This window comes from Arachnia propionica (assembly GCF_003859805.1).
GTDB lineage: Bacteria > Actinomycetota > Actinomycetes > Propionibacteriales > Propionibacteriaceae > Arachnia > Arachnia propionica_C.
In genome coordinates this window covers 57,308-77,609 of record NZ_RQZG01000003.1, presented here as the reverse complement: position 1 = coordinate 77,609, position 20,302 = coordinate 57,308, and the positions used below count along the sequence as shown (strand labels likewise).

Annotated in this window: 14 protein-coding genes; 13 read left to right on the top strand and 1 reads right to left on the bottom strand. The window is 68.4% G+C overall.

The features are described from left to right. The first annotated feature begins 32 nt into the window (after positions 1–32). From EII34_RS03865 to EII34_RS03830, 8 genes are all read left to right on the top strand, one after another. Positions 33–1,724 carry an NAD(P)-binding protein gene (locus tag EII34_RS03865; RefSeq protein WP_124843119.1) on the top strand — a complete coding sequence of 564 codons (1,692 nt, stop codon included), beginning with the start codon at positions 33–35 and terminating at the stop codon, positions 1,722–1,724. Then, positions 1,724–5,311, top strand: a complete 3,588-nt coding sequence (gene nifJ / locus EII34_RS03860) for a pyruvate:ferredoxin (flavodoxin) oxidoreductase (protein WP_124843117.1) — start codon at positions 1,724–1,726, stop codon at positions 5,309–5,311. Before EII34_RS03865 ends, nifJ begins: the two co-directional genes overlap by 1 nt. Continuing rightward, the gene (locus EII34_RS03855) at positions 5,299–6,312 is read left to right on the top strand and encodes a dihydroorotate dehydrogenase-like protein (protein WP_124843115.1); all 1,014 of its coding nucleotides are present in this window, start codon (positions 5,299–5,301) and stop codon (positions 6,310–6,312) included. Before nifJ ends, EII34_RS03855 begins: the two co-directional genes overlap by 13 nt. Positions 6,313–6,592: 280 nt before the next feature. Further along, the gene (locus EII34_RS03850; RefSeq protein ID WP_124843113.1) at positions 6,593–7,762 is read left to right on the top strand and encodes a DUF4303 domain-containing protein; all 1,170 of its coding nucleotides are present in this window, start codon (positions 6,593–6,595) and stop codon (positions 7,760–7,762) included. A gap of 141 nt (positions 7,763–7,903) precedes the next feature. After that, a complete protein-coding gene (locus EII34_RS03845; RefSeq protein ID WP_124843111.1) occupies positions 7,904–8,440 on the top strand; it encodes a DUF4303 domain-containing protein in 537 nt (178 codons plus the stop codon). A 70-nt stretch (positions 8,441–8,510) separates the two neighbouring features. Beyond that, positions 8,511–9,872: an SWIM zinc finger family protein gene (locus EII34_RS03840; RefSeq protein WP_124843109.1), complete on the top strand. Its 1,362-nt coding sequence runs from the start codon at positions 8,511–8,513 to the stop codon at positions 9,870–9,872. Further along, complete coding sequence (locus tag EII34_RS03835; protein ID WP_124843107.1) at positions 9,869–12,127, top strand: DUF6493 family protein; 2,259 nt, start codon at positions 9,869–9,871, stop codon at positions 12,125–12,127. The genes EII34_RS03840 and EII34_RS03835 overlap by 4 nt, the downstream gene beginning before the upstream one ends. A gap of 138 nt (positions 12,128–12,265) precedes the next feature. Next, a complete protein-coding gene (locus EII34_RS03830) occupies positions 12,266–14,353 on the top strand; it encodes a DUF6493 family protein (protein ID WP_185711162.1) in 2,088 nt (695 codons plus the stop codon). A gap of 123 nt (positions 14,354–14,476) precedes the next feature. Here the strand turns inward: EII34_RS03830 and EII34_RS03825 are convergent, their stop codons facing one another. Beyond that, positions 14,477–16,720: an FAD-dependent oxidoreductase gene (locus EII34_RS03825; protein ID WP_221620190.1), complete on the bottom strand. Its 2,244-nt coding sequence runs from the start codon at positions 16,718–16,720 to the stop codon at positions 14,477–14,479. A 240-nt stretch (positions 16,721–16,960) separates the two neighbouring features. Here EII34_RS03825 and EII34_RS03820 point away from each other — a divergent pair, with 240 nt between their 5' ends. The 5 genes from EII34_RS03820 (at position 16,961) to EII34_RS03800 (ending at position 20,287) form a co-directional block, all read left to right on the top strand. Beyond that, positions 16,961–17,179 (top strand): CsbD family protein, encoded by a 219-nt coding sequence (locus EII34_RS03820; protein ID WP_124843101.1) that lies wholly within the window; start codon positions 16,961–16,963, stop codon positions 17,177–17,179. A gap of 69 nt (positions 17,180–17,248) precedes the next feature. After that, positions 17,249–18,076 carry an ABC transporter ATP-binding protein gene (locus EII34_RS03815; protein ID WP_124843099.1) on the top strand — a complete coding sequence of 276 codons (828 nt, stop codon included), beginning with the start codon at positions 17,249–17,251 and terminating at the stop codon, positions 18,074–18,076. Continuing rightward, positions 18,073–18,714, top strand: coding sequence for an ABC transporter permease (locus EII34_RS03810; protein WP_124843097.1), 642 nt, complete (start codon positions 18,073–18,075; stop codon positions 18,712–18,714). The genes EII34_RS03815 and EII34_RS03810 overlap by 4 nt, the downstream gene beginning before the upstream one ends. After that, the gene (locus tag EII34_RS03805; protein WP_124843095.1) at positions 18,711–19,394 is read left to right on the top strand and encodes an ABC transporter permease subunit; all 684 of its coding nucleotides are present in this window, start codon (positions 18,711–18,713) and stop codon (positions 19,392–19,394) included. Before EII34_RS03810 ends, EII34_RS03805 begins: the two co-directional genes overlap by 4 nt. Next, entirely contained in the window at positions 19,391–20,287 is an 897-nt protein-coding gene (locus EII34_RS03800) for an ABC transporter substrate-binding protein (RefSeq protein ID WP_124843093.1), read from the top strand. Before EII34_RS03805 ends, EII34_RS03800 begins: the two co-directional genes overlap by 4 nt. Positions 20,288–20,302 lie beyond the last annotated feature (15 nt).

The window sequence follows — 20,302 nt, the reverse complement described above, 5'->3', positions numbered from 1 at the left end:
TTGGCCATGATCGTGTAGCGCATTTGTGCGACATGGCGTCCGGGGATCGGCCTACTATGGCTCGTAGTGGCCGCATCCAAGGAGGGGACGCCATGCTCGAGCGCAACGACGTGACCGGTCTGCCGGATCTGAGGACGACGACGGGCCGAGTGGCCCCTGTCCGGTCCCGCAGACCCATCTACCTGGACATGCTCCCGCCCTGCAACGCCGGGTGCCCGGCTGGGGAGAACATCCAGGAGTGGCTGCGGCTCATCAAGGTCGGGCAGCAGGAGGCGGCATGGCGGCAGCTGACCGCCGACAACCCGTTCCCCGCCATCCACGGCCGCGTCTGCTACCACCCGTGTGAGACGGCCTGCAACCGCAAGGATCTGGATGCGGCCGTCTCCATCCACTCCGTCGAGCGCCATCTCGGCGACCTGGCCCTGGAACAGGGGTGGGCCTTCGAGGCACCGTCGTACCGTTCCGGGCGACGGGTGCTCATCGTCGGTGCAGGGCCGTCCGGACTGTCCGCGGCCTACCACCTCAGAAGGCTCGGCCACGAGGTGGAGATCCATGACTCGGCGGAGCTGCCGGGCGGGATGATGCGCTACGGCATCCCGGAGTACCGGCTGCCCCGCGACGTGCTGGACGGTGAGATCCAGCGGTTGATCGACCTGGGGGTGGTGATCCGGGGAGGGACCACCGTCACCGATCTGTTGGCCACCCAGGCCGAGGGCAACTTCGACGCGGTCTTCGTGGCGGTGGGAGCACACCTGTCCAAACGGGTGGACATCCCCTCCGCCGACGCCTCCCGCATGGTGGATGCGGTCTCCTTCCTCCGGGACGTGGCGAAGGGGGAGCGGCCGGTGATCGGCCGCCGCGTGGCGATCTACGGCGGCGGCAACACGGCCATGGATGCGGCCCGCGTGGCCAGGCGGCTCGGGGCCGAGGAGTCCGTCATCGTCTACCGACGCACCATCGAGCAGATGCCCGCGCACCAGGAGGAACGCGAGGGGGCCGAGCGTGAGGGTGTGAGGATGAACTGGCTGCGCACCATCACCGAGATGGGCTCGCAGGACCTCACCGTCGAGATCATGGAGCTCGACGAGGACGGTCGGGCCCGTGGCACCGGGCGGTTCGAGAAACTCGCCGCCGACACCGTGATCCTCGCCGTCGGGCAGGAGGCCGACACCAGTTTCCTCAAGGCGATCCCCGGAATGACCTTCGACGACGACGTCGTGCGGGTCGACCCCGTCACCCTCATGACGGACGTCGAGGGGATCTTCGCGGGCGGCGACATGGTCCCCTCGGAACGCACCGTCACCGTCGGGGTGGGACATGGCAAGAAGGCGGCCCGCTGCATCGACAAGTGGCTCAACCAGGATCGCAGTCGACGCCCCGCCAAGCACCCCGTCGTCCACCTCGAGGACATGAACCTGTGGTACTTCGGGGGCCATGCGCGTCGCCAGCAGCAGGAACAGGCCCCTGAGGAACGCATCAGTGACTTCGGGGAGATCGTCGCGGGACTGAGCCCTGAGGAGGCGGCCTTCGAGGCCAGACGATGCCTGTCGTGCGGCAACTGTTTCGAGTGCGACGGCTGCCTCGGTGCCTGTCCGGAGGATGCCGTGATCAAACTCGGCCCGGGCAACCGCTACCGCTTCGACTACGAACGGTGCACCGGTTGCGCGACCTGCTTCGAGCAGTGCCCCGTGCACGCCATCGAGATGATCCAGGAGAACCAGTGATGAGCCAGCGCACCATCATCGACGGCAACGAGGCCGCAGCGGATGTCGCCTACCGGTTGAGTGAGCTGTGCTCGATCTACCCGATCACCCCCAGCTCCACGATGGCGGAGCTCGCCGACGAGTGGTCCTCACACCAGCGTCGCAACATCTTCGGCACCGTTCCCACCGTCATCGAGATGCAGTCGGAGGGCGGGGCCGCGGGTGCCATGCACGGCGCGCTCCAGGGTGGGGCACTGTCCACCACCTTCACCGCGTCGCAGGGCCTGCTGCTGATGATCCCGAACATGTACCGGATCGCCGGGGAGCTGACCTCGACGGTGTTCCACGTCGCCGCGCGGTCGCTGGCCACCCAGGGGTTGTCCATCTTCGGTGACCACCAGGACGTGATGGCCGTGCGCCAGACGGGATGCTGTCTCATCAGCTCGGCCTCGGTGCAGGAGGCCCACGACATCGCGGCGATCTCCCACCTGGCCACGCTGCGCACCAGGCTGCCGTTCGTGCACTTCTTCGACGGGTTCCGGACCAGCCACGAGCTCAACACCCTGACGAAGCTGAGTGATGACCAGTTGCGGGAGCTCGTCCCGGCCAGCCTGGTGCGGGAACATCGCGCCCGGGCCCTGTCCCCGGCCAACCCGTTCATCCGTGGTACCGCCCAGAACCCGGACACCTACTTCCAGTCACGGGAGACCGCGAACCCGTTCTACGACGCCGTGCCCGGCATCCTCACCGAGGTGATGGAGCGTTTCGCGGAGATCTCGGGGCGGGCCTACCGGCTCGTCGAGTACCACGGCGACCCGGAGGCGGAACGTGTCGTGGTCATCATGGGGTCGGGGATCGAGACCGTGGTCCCGGTCGTCGAGCACCTGCGGGCCTCCGGTGAGAAGGTGGGGGCGCTGTTCGTGCGGCTCTACCGGCCGTTCCCGAAGGAGGCCCTGCTCGCAGCGCTGCCGCCGACCGTGCGTCGGGTGGCGGTGCTGGACCGCACGAAGGAGCCGGGTGCCGGGGGAGAGCCGCTGTTCCTGGACGTCTCCTCGGCCATCGCGGAGGCGGTCGCCACCGGGCGGCTGGATCGGATGCCGGTGATCATCGGGGGACGCTACGGCCTGTCCAGCAAGGAGTTCACCCCGGCGATGGCCAAGGCCGTCCTCGACGAGCTGGCCCTGCCGGAGCCCCGTCCACGCTTCACCGTCGGCATCAACGACGACGTGACGCACCTGTCGCTGCCGGTCGATCCGGCCTTCGAGCTGCTGGACGAGAGAACCCACCGGGCCGTGTTCTACGGGTTGGGCTCGGACGGCACCGTGGGTGCCAACAAGAACACCATCAAGATCATCGGGTCCGACCCTGAGACCTACGCGCAGGGTTACTTCGTCTATGACTCGAAGAAGTCCGGGTCGCGCACCGTCAGCCACCTGCGGTTCGGTCCCAATCCGATCAGGGCCCCGTACCTGGTGACCAGGTCCAACTTCATCGGATGCCACCACTGGTCGATCCTGGAGCGGGTGGACGTGCTGGAGTTCGCCCGGCCTGGCACCACCCTGCTCCTCAACTCGCCGTATCCGGCGGATGAGGTGTGGCACCAGCTGCCGCGTTCCATGCAGCAGCGGATCGTGGAGCTGGGCATCGACCTGTACGTCATCGACGCCACCGCCGTCGCCCGGGCCGCGGGGCTCGGATCGAGGACGAACACCATCCTGCAGACCTGTTTCTTCGCCATCTCGGGGGTGCTGCCCCGTGAGGTGGCCGTCGAGAAGGTGAAGGAGGCGATCACCAAGACCTACGCCCGCAAGTCGATGGCGATCGTGAAGAAGAACCACGACGCGGTGGATGCCTCCCTGGCCCATCTGCACCGGGTGACGGTGCCTGACCGGGCAACGGGGGAGCGCGAGCTCATCGCGCCGGTCCCCTCCGATGCGCCCGACTTCGTCCGAGACGTCACCGCGTTGATGCTGGCGGGCCGGGGCGACGAGCTGCCGGTCTCCGCGATGCCCGTCGATGGCTCCTACCCGTCGGGCACAACCCGGTTCGAGAAGCGCAACATCTCCGAGATCATCGCGGTGTGGGACAACGAGGCGTGCATCCAGTGCGGCAACTGCTCCTTCGTCTGCCCGCATGCCGTGCTGCGGGCGAAGTACTACCCGAGCGAGTTGGCCGATGGTGCGCCGGAAGGATTCCTCACCCAGCCCATCGACGCGGCGGGGCTGCCGGAGACCAGTTACACGCTGCAGGTCTACGCGGAGGACTGCACCGGCTGCGGGCTCTGTGTGGAGGCGTGCCCCGTCAAGCCGATCGGGCAGCCGAATCGTCGCGCCATCAACCTGGAACCGGTGCTGGAGAGGTCCAGGGAGAAGGAGGCGGTGAAGTTCTTCGAGACCATCCCGTTGAACGACCGGCGCGACGTCGATTTCGGGACGGTGCGTGGCACCCAGTTCCTGGAGCCGCTGTTCGAGTTCTCCGGGGCCTGCTCGGGGTGCGGCGAGACCCCCTACCTCAAGTTGCTGACGCAGCTGTTCGGGGATCGCGCCACCGTCGCCAATGCCACGGGTTGCTCGTCGATCTACGGTGGCAACCTGCCGACCACCCCGTGGGCCCGGAACGCCCAGGGGAGAGGACCGGCGTGGTCGAACTCCCTGTTCGAGGACAACGCCGAGTTCGGGCTGGGGCTGCGACTCGCCGCCGATCTGCACCGTGACATGGCCCGTGCTCTGCTGGAGGAGCTGCGTTCCGAGATCGCCGACGACGAGCTGGTCGACTCACTGCTCGCGGCGAAGCAACGCATGGAGTCCGGGCTGGCGCGGCAGGCGTTGCGAGTCCAGCGGCTGAAGGATCGGTTGGAGCAGCTGAGTGGCCCGAAGGTCGAGGACCTGAAGAGCGTGTGCGATCACCTGCTGCGTCGCTCGGTGTGGATCGTCGGCGGGGACGGCTGGGCCTACGACATCGGGTCGGCCGGTGTGGATCACGTGCTGGCCTCGGGGCGCAACGTCAACGTGCTGGTGCTGGACACCGAGGTGTACTCCAACACCGGCGGGCAGGCCTCGAAGTCCACTCCGCTCGGGGCCGTCGCGAAGTTCGCCGCTGCGGGCAAGCACACGAACAAGAAGGACATGGCGATGCAGGCCATGGCCTACGGGTCGGTCTACGTGGCGCGCGTCGCGATGGGGGCGGACCCGCAGCAGACCCTCAAGGCGTTCCGCGAGGCGGAGGCCTACGAGGGGCCGAGCCTCATCATCGCCTACAGCCACTGCATCGCCCACGGCATCGACATCCGCAGGGGGCTGGAGCAGCAGTACAAGGCGGTGAACTCGGGGCACTGGCCGTTGATGCGCTACAACCCGGTGATCCGGGAACGCGGGGGCAACCCGTTCCTGCTGGACTCGCCCCGGCCGAGGGTGACGCTGAAGGAGTACCAGAGTGCCGAGCTACGCTACAAGGTGCTGCACGCAGCGGACCCTGAGGAGGCGGAGCGGATCCTGGAGATCGCCCAGGCGCAGGTGGATCGCCGCTGGGCCGAGTACGAGGAGTTGGCGCTGCGTGGGGCGGAGAAGTTCGCAGCTGACCCGCGCAAGGAGGAGTCATGGCAGATCTGAGCACCCGGTACCTGGGGCTGGAGCTGAGGAACCCGGTCATCGCCTCGGCGGGGCCGCTGTCCCAGCGGTTGGAGGACATCCGGGCCCTGGCCGACGCGGGTGTGGGTGCCGTGACGATGTTCTCCCTGTTCGAGGAGCAGGTGGCCCGTGAGGCCGAACGGCAGATCATGCTGGAGGAGAGCTACGAGGAACTGTTCCTGGAGGCGACGAGTTTCTTCCCGAACGTGCCGCAGGCGACGGGTGATGCGGTCTCCAGCTATCTGCGGCTGGTGGAGGAGGCGGCCTCCAGCATCGACGTGCCGCTCATCGCGTCGCTGAACGGGGCCTCGCACGGTGGGTGGACCCGGTCGGCGAAGCGGATCCAGGACGCGGGGGCCTCGGCGATCGAGCTGAACATCTACTACGTGCCGGGTGATCTCACCACCACGGGGCAGCAGGTGGAGCAGCGGCACCTGGACATCCTGGGTGCGGTGAAGCGGGAGGTGAGCATTCCGGTGACGGTGAAGCTCAGCCCCTACTTCTCGTCGGTGGGGGCGATGTGTCGGCACCTCGACGAGGCAGGGGCCGACGGTCTGGTGCTGTTCAACCGGTTCCTCCAGCCGGACATCGACCTGGAGCGGGTGGAGGTGACCAGTGGGGTCACGCTCAGTCATCCGGATGATGCCCGCCTGCCCCGCACGTGGATCGCGGTGCTGCACGAGCACCTGAGGGCCTCGCTCGCTGCCAGCTCCGGGGTCGACCAGGCGGGGGACGTGGTGAAGTACATCCTGGCCGGGGCGGATGTCGTCGGCACCACCTCGGCGTTGGTGCGGCACGGCATCCCGCACGCCACGACGCTCATCGACGGGCTGGACCAGTGGCTCGACGGGCACCAGCTGACCCTCGCCGAGGCGCGAGGCATGCTGGCGGTCCCCGCCGAGGCGCACGCCGCGGCCTACGAGAGGGCGGGCTACGTCTCGGCCCTGGAGAAGGCGAAGACCACCTACGGCTCGCTGGTCTGAGGCCCCTGGCCGAGCTTCAGCGTCCGACGGTCGAGACCACCCCTGTTCTCTGCTGGTCGTGAGCCGTCGTTTCCCCGGCGGTTCACGACCCTTCAACCCGCCCTGCCCCAGCGCGCTCATGTGGGCACGAATCGCCGTTCTGCTTGCTCGAGGCCCACTGTGAAACGTTCTAAAATCGAGCAAGCCGGCGATTCGTGCTCGCATCTGTGCCCCCAGCCTGGACTTGCCGAGCCGGGAGGTTCTGGCAAGGATGGCCTGAACGGCGTCGTGAGGAGTGAGCATGGCCAAGGTGGACCTGGGGTCGGTGGAGCAGGCTGCTGTGGAGCAGGTGCTGCGGGAGGTGCGTCGGGTGCGTGCCGAGCATCCCGATGAGCGGATCTACGCAGCGATGTTCCACGTGTTCTACGGTGACGGGGAGGACATCTATTGGCCGTGTCTCTCGGTGGGCACCGAGGAATCCCTGAAAACGGTTGAGGCCAGATATCTGGAGAGGGACCCCGACGACGATGTCTCCAGCCTGCGGTTCTCCGGGGCGGATCTGCCCTACATGGTGGAGGCCACTGAAGCGGAGATGGCTGTGGCTGAGGGAGTCAATGAGTACGGCCTGTCGTTGGGTGGCGAAGATGCCTGGGACGAGGTGTATCAGCAGTTCCTGGAGGTGTTCCCGAGGGCGGCGAGGAAGGCGCGGAAGGCCGCGATTGATGAGGGACTGGTGGGCGAGGAGTTCATCGTCGTGGCGCTGGACGAGGCGATGGAGCTGGTGCCCGCCTGCCTGACGAGGGAACAGTTGGAGCGGCACTTTCCGGAGTTGGTGGCCGGGCAGCGGGAGGAGCAGCGCATCCTGGCCCTGCCGGAGGCGGAGCGGGTGCAGGCATTGCTGGACATCTCCTTCAGAAGGATCGAGGGGTCGCCGCTGTGGTGGGAGCGGACCGACCCGTTGCTGTTCCGGGAGGGCGCGGCTGCGGTGCCCGGTCTGGTGGCGGTGCTGGAGGGCCGCGCCGAGGGGGAACGCTGGACGGCGGCGAGGCTGGCGGCCGGCGTGAACCACGCCACCCCGGAACTCATCGCCGCGTTGGAGCGGGTGCTCGACGATGAGCAGGGGGAGGAGGCCACCAAGGGCTGGGCCGCCTCCGCGCTGTGTGCCCTGGGACGGATGGAGCTGCTGGCAGGGCGGATCGGCAGCCTTCCCGAGGCGACCATCATCCAAGGCCTGAGCCATCCCTTCGGGCCGTTCCGGGACCAGGGCAATCATGCTCCGTTGGATTACCGGCCCTTGGAGGCGGTGCTCGAGGTGCACCCGGAGTTCGACGAGAAACTGCTCAACCACAGCGGTGGTACCTGCGAGATCGACGAGGCCGAGGTGGCGGAGGCCGAACGCGGTACAGCGTCGAAATGGAAGTTCATCCGCGACCACGCTGAGGACGTGCTGGAGCGATACCGCGCAAGGTGATCCCCCGCTACCGCCGCTGGTCGAGCTGAGGGCGCTGTGCGCCCGATTGTCGAGACCCGGCGAGAGTTCGCTGGGACTGTTGCGCGAGGTCCCGACACGGACGGCTCGACCAGCGGGAAGAGAGTCGTGAAGAATGCCCTCATGATTGACCTCGCATCAGTGAAGTGTCTTGCTGAGGAACAGATGGTGCGGGAACTGCGTCGGGTGCGTGCCGAGTATCCGCAGGAGCACATCTACGCGGGTATGTTCTTCCTGTTCTACGGTGACGGGGAACGCCTCTACTGGCCGTGTGTGGCCGTCGGCACGGAGGAGTCGCTGGCGAAGGTGCAGGAACAGTACCTGGCCCGGGGAGGCGACGGCGACCCGGCGACTCTGCGGTTCTCGGCCGCGGACCTGCCCCACATGGCAGAACCCGACGAGAAGGAGGCCGGACTCGCCGTCGAGGCATCCAACGAGGCAGCTGCCCTGGGTGATGAAGACGCCTGGGGTGAGTACTACGACCGGTTCGTCGCGGTCTTCCCGGAGGCCGCCCGCGCGGCCAGGCGTCGCGCCGTCGCCGAGGGGCTCATCGATGAGGAGTGCGTGCTGCTCGCTCTCGACGAGGACCTGGAACTGCTCAGGGCCAGCCTGACCCGGGAGCAACTGGCCAGCCACTTCCCGGAGCTGCTGGACGCCTGAGTGACAGATCGGCAGGGAGAAATGTCGGTTCCACCCGATAGCGTTGCGGCACTGGAACGAGGAGGCCCTGATGACTGAGCTTGCCTACGACTACGCCGGGCAGTCCGAGCTGCACACCGTGGCCGGGAGGTCCGATCTGGACCTGGCCACCAGCGGTGGCCTGACGCCTGAGGGGCGGGTGGCCCATCCGCACTTCTTCTCCGGTTTCGTGGAGCACCCGCCCGCCGTGGCGGCCGCCCTTCTCGTCCTGGCGCGGGTGGCCAGGACCCGGTTCTACGTGCCACCCGGCATGCTCGCGGCCATCCTTCGCGCCGCCGACCCAGTGGTCACCTCCAGCCAGGAGGGCCTGCGCTTCGAGTCGTTCAGCGCCTGCTGCGGGGTCTATGCCCGGCTCGACCTCGATGCGACCTCCCTCGACGCCGAACATCTCGGCATCGGCGTCACCAACGTGGACTTCAACCCTCCGGTCCGTCAGGCCCTGTCCGGGCTGAACGCCGTCGACCCGCTGCACCTGAGTGTCGGTCACGATCACGTGAGGGTCCGCACCCTCGACCACGACGTGGTGGAGGAGAAGGTGAAGCTGCCGTCCCGGTGGTTGCGCAGCTTCGCCGAGACCCAGGCCATCCTCGCCGGGATGGAGCCGCAACTCGACGTGGACAGGCTCGGCGCCACCCGCCTCATCCAGGCCCTGCCGAGGAACTCCGCCACCAAGTCGGTGTCCTGGGTGACGCCGACCGGGCGGGGACACCGGCTGGCCACCCGCCCCACGACGGGGTCGGTGTGCCTGGCGGGGCCGGAGCGGCTCCGGGTGCTGGAGCCGATGCTTAGACACGCCACCCGGCTGCGGGCCTGGTGCGCCCCCGTCGACGCCACATCCACCCCGAGGGCCAGCGCCTGGGCCCTCGACATCCCCGGGGGCCGCATCAGCGTCGTGCTGAGCCCGGACAAGTCACGCGGCTTCTCGGGGGAGGGCGCCACCCTCGACGATCTGCGTCGCGACCAGGTGGAGGCCGATGCCGACCTCATCAGCGCTCTGCTGGCCTTCGAGCCGCGGATCGACGTCGCGGCCCTCGCAGCAGGCGCGGGGTTGCAGCGCGACAAGGTGCTGGGCGCCCTGTCGCTGCTGGCGGCGTCCGGGCAGGTCGGCTACGACCTCCACGCGGACGCCTACTTCCACCGGCCGCTACCGATGATCGACGGTGTGCTGAAGGCCCACCATCCGAGGCTGGTCAAGGCCCGGGAGCTGGCCGCGGCCGGGGCCGTTGAGATCGTGGCCCCCGGGCTGGCGCAGGTCACCTCGAAGGACACCCGGCACGAGGTCCGCTTGAAGGATGGTGAGAGCTGCAGCTGCCCCTGGTACGCCCGACACAGATTGGACCGTGGCCCCTGCGCCCACATCCTGGCCGTGCGCATCGTGAAGGAGGAACGATGAGTTTGTTCTGGTGGAATCGGAGGCAGGAGCTGCAGCAGCTCTTGGCTGATCCGGCCCTCACCTTGGAAGGCCTTCACCGGGCTGAACAGGAGTACGTCCCGGCGGAGGACCCGCAGCCCATCACCCGTGAGACGGTGGAGTGGATGGCGCAGGCTTGGCCGCAGAGCGCGGACTTCGTGCCGCTGCGGCTCGCCGAGCTGTTCGAGGGGCTGGAGCTGGACCACGACGACACCTACGTGCTGGCGATGGTCTCCGCGCTGGGGGAACGCTATGAAACCAATATCCGGGAGTTCATGCTCCGCCACGACCACGATCTCAGGGAGAACGTCTTCTGGCGGGTCTTCGAGGTGGAGGGCGGCGGGGAGGTCTCGCTGGCCAACGTCGACAAGTTCTCCCGCGAGGAGGCGGGCTGGCAGGCCAGCGTGCTGACCCTCGTGGGTGAGGGGACTCTGGATCGTGCCCGGGTGTTGCGATGCTGCCTGGAGGCGCTCACCCGGGATTTCTCGTCGTATCGGGCGGGATGGTTCTCCAGGACCTGGGTGGCGCTGACGCCGAGCATCGAGGAGGCGGCTCAGGATCAGGACCTGTTGCTCAGGTGTCTGGGGACGGGGATCACGGCGACGGTGTCGCTGGCGATCAAGCAGCTGGCCCGGCTGGCCAAGGCCGGGCTGCTGGATGGTTCGGGTTTCGTAGCGGCTGCTGCTCCGGCGCTGACGGCGGGGAAGGGGACGGCCCTGACGGTGGTGAAGCTGCTGGAGCCGCTGCCGGACGCGGCCGAGGTGCTGGCCCAGGGGCTGACCCATGAGCACGTGGATGTGCAGCGGGCGGTGGTGACGGCCCTGAAGCGCCTGGGGCGGGACGACCTGGTGGCCGCGGACCTGGTGAGCCCCTCACTGGCGGCGGAACTCGGCCTGTCCCGCGAGCGGGTGGAGGCGACGCCTCAGATGGAGCTGCCGGACCGGTCGGCCCGCCCGGTGGTGCCATTCACCGACGAGGACGCCCTGGAGCGGGTCGCGTGGCTGCTGGAGGATGGCCGCGACCCGGTGGAGCTGGAGCTGCTGTTGGCGTGGCTCGCCACGGCTGAGAACCCCGCGGAGCGGCTGGCCTCGCTGCTCAAGCGCGTGAAGAAGGCGTCGGAGCCGGACAGGGACCCTGACATCCTGGGGCCGCTGCTCCGGGCGGTGTTCGCGCTCCCGGAGGACAAACGGAGAGGGAAGCCCAAGCAGTGGCGCTTCAAGGAGGTGCCAGCGGGTGCCCCCGAGGATGCCGAGGGGCTCTGGCGTCACCGTGTGCTCGAGGTGACGGAGATCCTGACCGGACAAGCGCCGAGGCGTGTGCTGCTGGCCACCCCGACCGACAGCCACGGACATCTCCCGGGCGAGGTGTTCCTGACGCGCGTGGCCGAGGCGCAGGAACGGTTCGGCGTCGACGCGGCGGAGCTGAAGGAACGCTGCCCCGGCGATCTGGTCCAGGCCGCGATGCGGCTGAGCGTCCCGGATCGGGGGCAGGCGGAGCAGGTCCTCGGGTTCAGCCTCCCGCAGCCCTCCGAGCGGGTGCAGCTGGAGTGGTACCGGGTGGACAGCGACGAGAAGAAACCGAATGGGCAGCCCAGGTGGGTCTGGTGGCGCTCAGAGGTGCTGTGTGTCCCGAACCCGGGCCAGAAGATCTCGGGAGGACGGCGCAGGGGACTGTACGGTCCTGAATCGACACCTGTGTTGTTGATGGACCCTCATGGCACCGCCTACATCGTTGCGCAGGGGATCCGCACCGCCGAGTGGGCCGTGGAGGACACCTGCCACCGGGAGATCGACGACGTCCTCAAGGCCTTGAGCGAGCTGGGCGGCACCTGGACCCCGGAGACCGCGCAGCTCGTCGGGATGGGGCTGTCGGGGAGCCGTCAGGAGACCCGCTCGCTGGCCGCCGAACTCCTCGCCGAGGCGGTTCCGGCCCGGCTCTCCGTCCAGCAAACGGCCGAGGGAATGGCCGCCTGCGTGGTGGGCTGCAAGGTGAACCGCTGGGTCTCGTCGCTGACCGATGCGGCTGGGTTGAATCCGGGGATGGTCGTCGATCTGCTGACCGCGCTGTTGCCCAGGGTGGATCGGGGGCTGCGTGGCATCGGTGGGCTCATGCAGCTGTTGTTGGACGAGCAGCTGCGTGTGGGGCGTGTCATCGAGGACGGGGCGCTCAGGGCATGGCTGGCGGGTTTCACCGGTTCCTCGGCTGCGGCGAAGACCGCGAAGAAACTGCTGGGGTGAGGGATGCAGGATTTCAACCACACGCACATCGATGAACTCAGCCGGATCGTCTCACGGCCTGGCGGCACCTTACGAGACCTGTACGACCTGCTGTTGCTCCGGGAAGCCGAACCATGGCAGACACACTCCGCGCGGGAGATGATCGAGTGGCAGGCCACCCGGTTCAGCTCGTGGGACCACTTCACCCCGATCCGGCTGGCGGAGTTGTTCGACGGCCTGCAGGTTCCTCACGATGAGGCCTACGTGCTGGCGATGGTCTCGGCGACGGGTGCGTCGCACACTCCCGGCCTCAGGGAGTTCCTGCTCCGCCACGACGAGGATCTGAGGGAGAACGTCTTCTGGCGGATATTCGAGGTGGAGGGTGGCGGTGAGGTGTCGCTGACCAACGTGGACAAGTTCTCACCGGAGCCGATGCGCTGGCGCACCACCGTTGTCACCCTCGCCGGAGAGGGGGTCCTGGACCGAACCAGGCTGCTGCGCAGCTGCGTGGCAGCGCTGAACCGCGACTTCTCGTCCTATCGGGCCGGATGGTTCACCGGCACCTGGACCGCGCTGGCGCCGACCCCCGTAGAGGTCGCGGCCAACCAGGACCTGCTGCTTCGGGCCCTGGGTTCGACGGTCGCGGCCACGGTGTCCTTCGCCATGAAGAACCTGGGGATCATCCACCGGGCGGGACAGTTGGATGTCAGCGCCTTCGTCGATGCCGCGGGTCCTGCTCTGGCCGGAGGGAAGGCAACCGCGGCCGCCGCGCTGAAGGTGCTTGCCTCACTTTCCGGCACGAGCGAGGTCATCGCCCACGCGCTCACCCACCCCCATGAGGACATCCAGCTGATCGCGGCTCGCATCCTGGCAGGACAAGGGCGTGGTGACCTCATCGACCCTGCTCAGCTCAGCCCGTCGGTGGCCGAGGAGCTGGGGCTGCGCCGTGAGCCTGAACCGGACGCGCCGCCCATCAAGCCCACCGCCGGCATCCGGGCCCCTGAGGCCATCCTGCCCGTCACCGATGACGACGCCCTGACACGCGTCGCAGCCCTCATGGAGGACCCCGGCGATCCGTTGGAGCTTGAACTCGCGCTGTCGTGGCTCGCCAGTACTCCTGACGCCGCGACTGTGCTGGAGCCCCTACGACAACGCGCCCGCAGCCTGGGGCGTCCGAACAGGCAGGACCTGTTTCCCCAGCTGATCCTGGCAGCTCTGAGCCCCACCCAGGAGAGGGATGCCTCGTGGAACGAACCGTCCAGACGGTGGGAATTCGGATGGCTACCCGCCAGCAGCATGAGACATCTCGACTGGTTCCTGCTGTCACGCCTCGCCGAGGTCGCCGACATCCTCACGGGGCGGGTCCCGCACCACGAACTGCTGGCCACACCCACTGACAGCCACGGAAATCTGGATGCAGACGCCTTGCTGAGGCGACTCGACATGGCAGCAGCGGCGTTGGGGGTAGCCACGCGAGAGCTGCCAGCGCATCGTCCCGCCGACCTCACCCAGGCGGCGATGCGGTTGAACGAGGCGGATCGGAAGCGGGTCTCCCAGGTCGTCGGAGTGGAGCTGCCTGCTCCCACCCGGCGGGTGCGTATCGACTGGGAGGTGAGACAACAGGAGGTGGTTCGTCCCGATGACGACCGTGAGCTTCCGAATCCACCGCCCTGGTATCAGATTCTCGTGCCGAGCCGTTACTCGGCACTGACAGCTCTCATGGACCCGGCTGGCACCTGTTACCTGGTGGCCAGAGGGTTGGCCCCGCATGAGCTGATCGACTACGGCAGCCACCTCGCGGAGGTTCTGCCACAGCTGCTGGGGCATCCGGGAGCCTGGACCCCGGAGACCGCCCAACTGCTGGCCTTCGCCCTCGGCGGAAAGTCCGAGATCCAGGCACTCGCGGTGGAACTGCTCGTCGCCGTGGTACCCGGTCGGCTGGGTGTCGAGGACACGGCAGCGGGTATGGCGGCGGCTGCGCCGGTGTGTGTCCTGAACCGCTGGACCTCGTCGTTGACGGATGCGGCGGCGTTGAACCCGGGGATGGTGGTGGATCTGCTGACCGTGTTGTTGCCCAGGGTGGATCGGGGGCAGCGTGGCATCGGCGGGTTGCTGCAGCTGTTGTTGGACGAGCAGCTCCGGCTGGGGCGCAACTCCCAGGACCCGGCCCTGCGGGAATGGTTGGCGGGGTTCACGGGGTCGTCGGCTGCGGCGAAGACCGCGAAGAAACTGCTCGCAGCGTCCTGAGGTGAGCATGAACTTGCGGGTTGCTTGCACGAGCCGACGGTGCTGACGCTGCCGGACAACCAACACAGCGGTTCGTGCCCACAAGGGGCGGCGACGGTGGGCAGTCAGGGCGAGCGGGCCCGGTCAGTACGGCTCGGTTCGTAGGAACGTGACCCCCTTCTGGTGCAGCAGCCGGGTGGCGTCGACGATCATCGCGTCCGAGCCCGACAGGTACACCTCAGTCCTCCGCCAGTCCAGGTCCAGCTTCGACAGCTCCGTGGTCACCCGGCCGTGGCGGGCACCCGGTACCGCCTCCCGGCTGATGCAACGGATGGTGCTCGGCAACGGATCGGTCAGCAGCGTCGTCAGGTCCTCCGCCGCCGTCCGGCACCCGAAGACCAGCAGGTCGTCCTCCTGCATCAGGTCTGCGAACATCGGCAGGAACGGGGCCAGGCCCGTCCCCGTCGCGACGAAGAGTCGTCGTCGGTTCGAGGGAAATGCCTGGAACCGGCCCAGGGGCAGCTCCACCCGCAACGGGGTCCCCGGCCTCGCCGAGGCGGCGAACCGCGAACCGAGCCCTCCCGTGGCAGTGCTGATGAGCAACCGCAGCCGCCCTTCCTCGAGCCCGACGATGGAGTAGTCACGCCACTCGTGAGGGGCCACCAGCAGCCGGGCGAACTGGCCGGGCACCCAGGTGCCCACCTCGCCGTCGATCTCGACGGTGAGCTCCTGCACGCTCGGCGTCAGCTCCCGGCTCAGGACGACCCGGGCACGGAACCTGCCCTGTGGCAGCGGCCCGTCCGTGCGCAACGGAGCCCGCCCGGCCCTCACCGCCTTCATGATGCGGGGGTAGCCCCTCGATCCCAGCACCTGGCTGGCCGCAGCCACCCCTCCCATCATCGCGCCGACGACACCCAGGCTCATCGCGTCCTGCCCGGCCAGGTACAGCCCCGGAATCGGGGTCCGCGGCCCCAGCGGTTTCATCCGCAACCGGTCAGGGGTGGCCGGGAGCCCGAAGAACGCACCCCACGGATGGGAGGTGTAGTGCTCGGCCGTCAAGGGGGTGGAGACCTCCACGTGCTCCACGAGATCCCTGAAGCCCGGGAGCACCCGGTCCGCCAGCGCCACCAGACCATCCCCGATCCGCTGCTTCAACGCGTCGTAGTCCGCGCCCCGGTTGCGGACCCCCCTCTTCCGCCACTGCTGGAACGCCGCATACGGGGCACTCGTGACGATCTCGGCGGTGTGGACGGGCTGCCCGGCCTTCACCGACGGGAACGAGATGAACCCCTCCGTGGCGCGCCCGTCGAGGAGGTTCTGGACATGCGTGGGCGTGTCGTCGTGGTGGTGATCCCCGAAGACCCGGATGCTGGACCCGTCCACCCCGATCACGCGGGGGTCCTCCCGGAACCGGATGTAGGCCACCACGGCGGAATCGCCCACCCCCAGCTGATCCACCTGGTCGCGCAGCGGGGCCGTCAGGTGCTTGGTGTCGTGGGTGCTCGGCATCAGCTTGTTGAAGGTGTTCCTCGCCCCGACGGCGGAGATGACGACCGGCGCCAGGTAGGTCTGCTCGTGATCATGGGTGTTGCTGCGCAGATCCCGCACGTGGACACCCGTGACCCGGCCATTCTCGACGCGGATGTCGATCACCTCCTGCTCCACCCTGACCGCGCCGCCCGCCGCCTCGATCCCGGCCTCGAAGGTCCGGGCGATCCGGGAACTGCCCCCGGCGGGGAACCACGCCCCCTTGAGGTAGTGGTCGAAGATCAGGGCGTGCATCGCGAAGGCACTCTTGGCGGGCGGCACCCCGTAGTCACCCCACTGACTGGCCAACAGCGCCTTGAGTCGCACGTCACGGACATGCTGGTCCAGCCACCCCCTGGTCGTCATCGTGCCCAGTCGGCCCGTCAGCCGCTGCGCCAGTCGCATCTTGGCCGCCGCCCGGGCGGGCAGCATCTGGGAGACGAAACCGAGCTGCAGCCACCGACGTGCCTTCTTGACGTCGGTGAACCAGCGTTCAATGGCCTGCTTCTCCGCGGGGAACAGCTCCACCAGGCGGGAGAAGTACTCGGTCTCGTCCGCGATGGGCCGCAGTTCGAAGTCCGGGTAGACGTAGCGGTCGAACTCCTCGGGCATCCGGTTCCACCCCAACTCGCCTGCCGACAAAAAGTCCGACAACAGCCGAGGATCCTCCCCGGGGGACATCGCCCCCACGTAGTGGACCCCGACATCCCACGACGCACCACCACGTCGGAAGGTGTGCGTCTGACCACCGGGTTCACTGTGTTTCTCCAGCACCAGCACCCGCTTGCCCGCCACCCCTGCCAGGAGTCCTGCCGCTGTCAGGCCGCCGATGCCGGAGCCGATCACAATCACGTCATACATCACGGGACCTCCTTGTTCAGCCCGGCACCGCCCGGCCCACTTGAGTCGGCAGGTATCGTTGCACCATCTGCTGAGGGCAACCTAGTGAGGTTCCGGGATGGGAATCAAGACCCAGACCGTGGCCGCCGGGGACCAGCAGGGGCGAGCACCGCTCACATGACGGTGTCAGCTTCGGGCCATCGGTCCGCGCCCACGTCATCAGGGAACTCGCCCTGGTGGTCAGCTTGTGAGGAGCAGAACATGGGTATCGAGAACAACATCCAGGAAGGCGTCGGCAAGGCCAAGGAAGCCGTCGGCGAGGCCATCGGCAACGAGGAGCTGCGCAGGGACGGTGCCGCTGATCGTGCCGAGGGCGGCCTCGGGCAGATCGTCGACAAGGCCAAGGAGGGTCTGGGTGACCTCGCCTCCGGCGTTGCTGACAAGGTCGAGGACATCAAGGACAAGTTCACCAACAAGTGATCCCCAGATGGGGTGGCGCCACGAGGTGGCTGCCACCCCATCCCTCGGACCTCTCATGAGGGGGATGAGATGATCCAGTTCGACACAGTCACCAAGACCTACCCGGACGGCACCGTCGCCGTCGGGGGAATCAGTCTCGACATCCCCGCAGGCTCCACCACCGTGCTGCTCGGCTCCTCGGGATCCGGCAAGAGCACCCTGCTGCGCATGGTCAACGCCATGGTCCGCCCCACCTCGGGTCGTGTCCTCGTCGACGGCGACGACGTCGCCGACCGCGATCCGGTGGCTCTCAGACGCTCGATCGGTTACGTGCTGCAGGATGGTGGCCTGTTCCCGCACCGCCGCATCATCGACAACATCGCCACCGTGCCGCTCCTGGAGGGGACCCCCAGGGCCGCCGCCCATGCCCGTGCCATGGAGGTGCTCGAGGTGGTGGGCCTCGACCCGGCGCTGGCGAGGCGATTCCCCTCCCAGCTCTCCGGTGGGCAACGGCAACGTGTCGGGGTGGCGCGGGCACTGGCCAACAACCCCCGCATCCTGCTCATGGACGAACCCTTCGGGGCGCTCGACCCGCTGGTCCGTGCCGACCTGCAGCAGGAACTGATCGCCCTGCAACAGCGGATCGGTGCCACCATCGTGTTCGTCACCCACGACGTCGACGAGGCCTTCCTGCTGGGTGACCAGGTGGCGGTGCTCCGGCCCGGCGGGATCCTGGCCGCGGTCGGCACCCCGGCCGAGCTGCTGCTCTGCGACGACGAGTTCGTCTCCCGCTTCGTCGGCACCCATGCCCGTCACCGTCGCCTCACCACGGTGGAACGTGACGGCCGGGTGCTGGTCCTCGACGGTGGCGGGCGGGCCATCGGGACCCTGGCGCCCGACAGTGAGGTGCGCCCTTGAGGTGGCTGCCCCAGAACTGGACGTTGACCGCCGAGCTGCTCGGTGCTCACGTCCTCCTCGCGGGAGCGGCCATCGTCGCTGCCGCCCTCATCGCCGTCCCGCTGGGACGGCTGGCCGTCGCAGGCGGGCGGGCCGGTGGGGTGCTGCTGACCCTGCTGTCGCTGATCTACGCGGTGCCCTCCCTGCCCCTGCTCGTCATCGTGCCCGTGCTCATCGGCATCCCGGTGCGTTCCCCCCTCAACATGGTGATCGTGCTGACCCTCTACGGCATCGCGGTGCTCGTCGCCCAGGCGGCCGAGGCCTTCCGGGGACTGCCCCGGGACATCACCTGGTCCGCTGACGCGTTGGGGCTCGGGCGATGGCGACGCTTCTGGGGGGTCGAGCTGCCCCTGGCGGTGCCGGTGCTGGTGGCAGGGCTGCGCGTGGTCTCGGCCTCCACCGTCTCGCTGGTCACCGTCGGAGCCCTGGTCGGGGTCCGCTCCCTGGGATTCCTGTTCACCGACGGGTTCCAGCGCCGCATCGTCGAGGAGCAGGTCGTCGGCGTGGTGGCGACCCTGCTGCTCGCGCTGGTGTTCGACCTCGTCATCGTCCAGGTCGGGCACCTGCTGACCCCGTGGAACCGGAAGGCGACGACGTGAGCATCATCCTCGACGCCCTGCGGTGGCTGCTGGCTCCCGACCACACCCCGGTGATCGTGCGACGGCTCTGGGAGCACCTGCTGTTCACCCTCGCCGTCGTGGGCGCGGCGGCCGTGATGGCGCTGCCTGCCGGGATCGCCATCGGCCACACCCGTCGTCTCGCCGTCGTGATGCCACTGGTGACCTCCTCGGCGAGGGCCCTGCCGACGCTCGGTCTGCTCACCCTGGCCGGGTTGTGGCTGGGCATCGGGGTCCAGGCACCCTTCCTGGCCCTGCTCGTGCTCGCGTTGCCCCCGATGCTGGCCGGGGCCTATGCGGGAATCGCCTCGGCGAACCCGATCACGGTGGATGCGGCCCGGGCCATCGGGTTGAACGGCCGCCAGCTCCTGACCCAGGTGGAGCTGCCCGTGGCGGCCCCATTGATCGTCGAGGGGATCCGCTCCACCACACTCCAGGTCGTCGCCACCGCGACGCTGGCCGCCTACACCGCTGACGTGGGACTCGGCCGATTCCTGTTCACCGGGCTCAAGACCCGGGACTACGCGCAGATGCTCGCCGGAGCGGTGCTCGTGGTCGCGCTGGCGCTCGTGCTGGATCTGCTGCTGATCCTGGTCAAACGCGCTGCCATCCGCCTGGCTGACCCCAGCTCGGCGACCCAACCGGAAGGGGGACCCCGATGAAGACCACCACCTGGCTGACCAGTCTGGCCGTCGTCCTCGCGATGACCGCCTGCGGAACGGCCGCCGACCTGGAGGGAGAGGGAGGAGACGAGGCGCCGCAGCGACTCGTCATCGGCTCCCAGGACTACTACTCCAACGAGATCCTCGCCGAGGTCTACGCCCAGGCCCTCGAGGCGGCAGGCCACCCCGTGGATCGGCAGCTGCGGATCGGGCAGCGCGAGGTCTACATCCCGGACCTGCAGGTCGGCAGGATCGACGTCTTCCCCGAGTACAGCGGGAACCTGCTCCAACACCACATTCCCGGCACGACGGCCCGGCTCCCGCAGGACGTGGCGACCGAGCTCGCCGTGGCGCTGCCCGAGGGGCTGCGGGCCCTGGAGTTCGCACCTGCCACCGATCAGGACTCCTACGTGGTGACCAAGGAGTTCGCCGAGCAGCACGGGCTCAGCAGCATCGCCGACCTGGCCGATGTCGACGGCGTGGTGCTCGGTGGCAACTCCGAGTTGGAGACCCGACCCTACGGACCGAAGGGACTGGCCGAGCTCTACGGGGTGGAGGTGACCTTCACCCCCGTCGAGGACTCCGGCGGGGCACTGACGGTCAAGGCGTTGCGCTCCGGGACGGTGAACCTGGTGGACATCTACTCCGCCGACCCGGTGTTGACCGATCCCGACCTCGTCGTGCTGGAGGACCCGAAGGGGTTGTTCCTCACCTCGAACGTCGTCCCCGTCGTCTCCGACAAGGTCGACGCGAAGGCCGAGGCGGTGCTGAACAAGGTCTCGGCGGCCATGTCCCCGGAGGACCTGCGCGGGATGAACCAGCGTTCGGTCACCGACCAGGCCCCTGCCGCCACCATCGCGGCCGACTGGCTGAAGTCGGAGGGGCTGGCCTAGAACTGCCCGACGGTG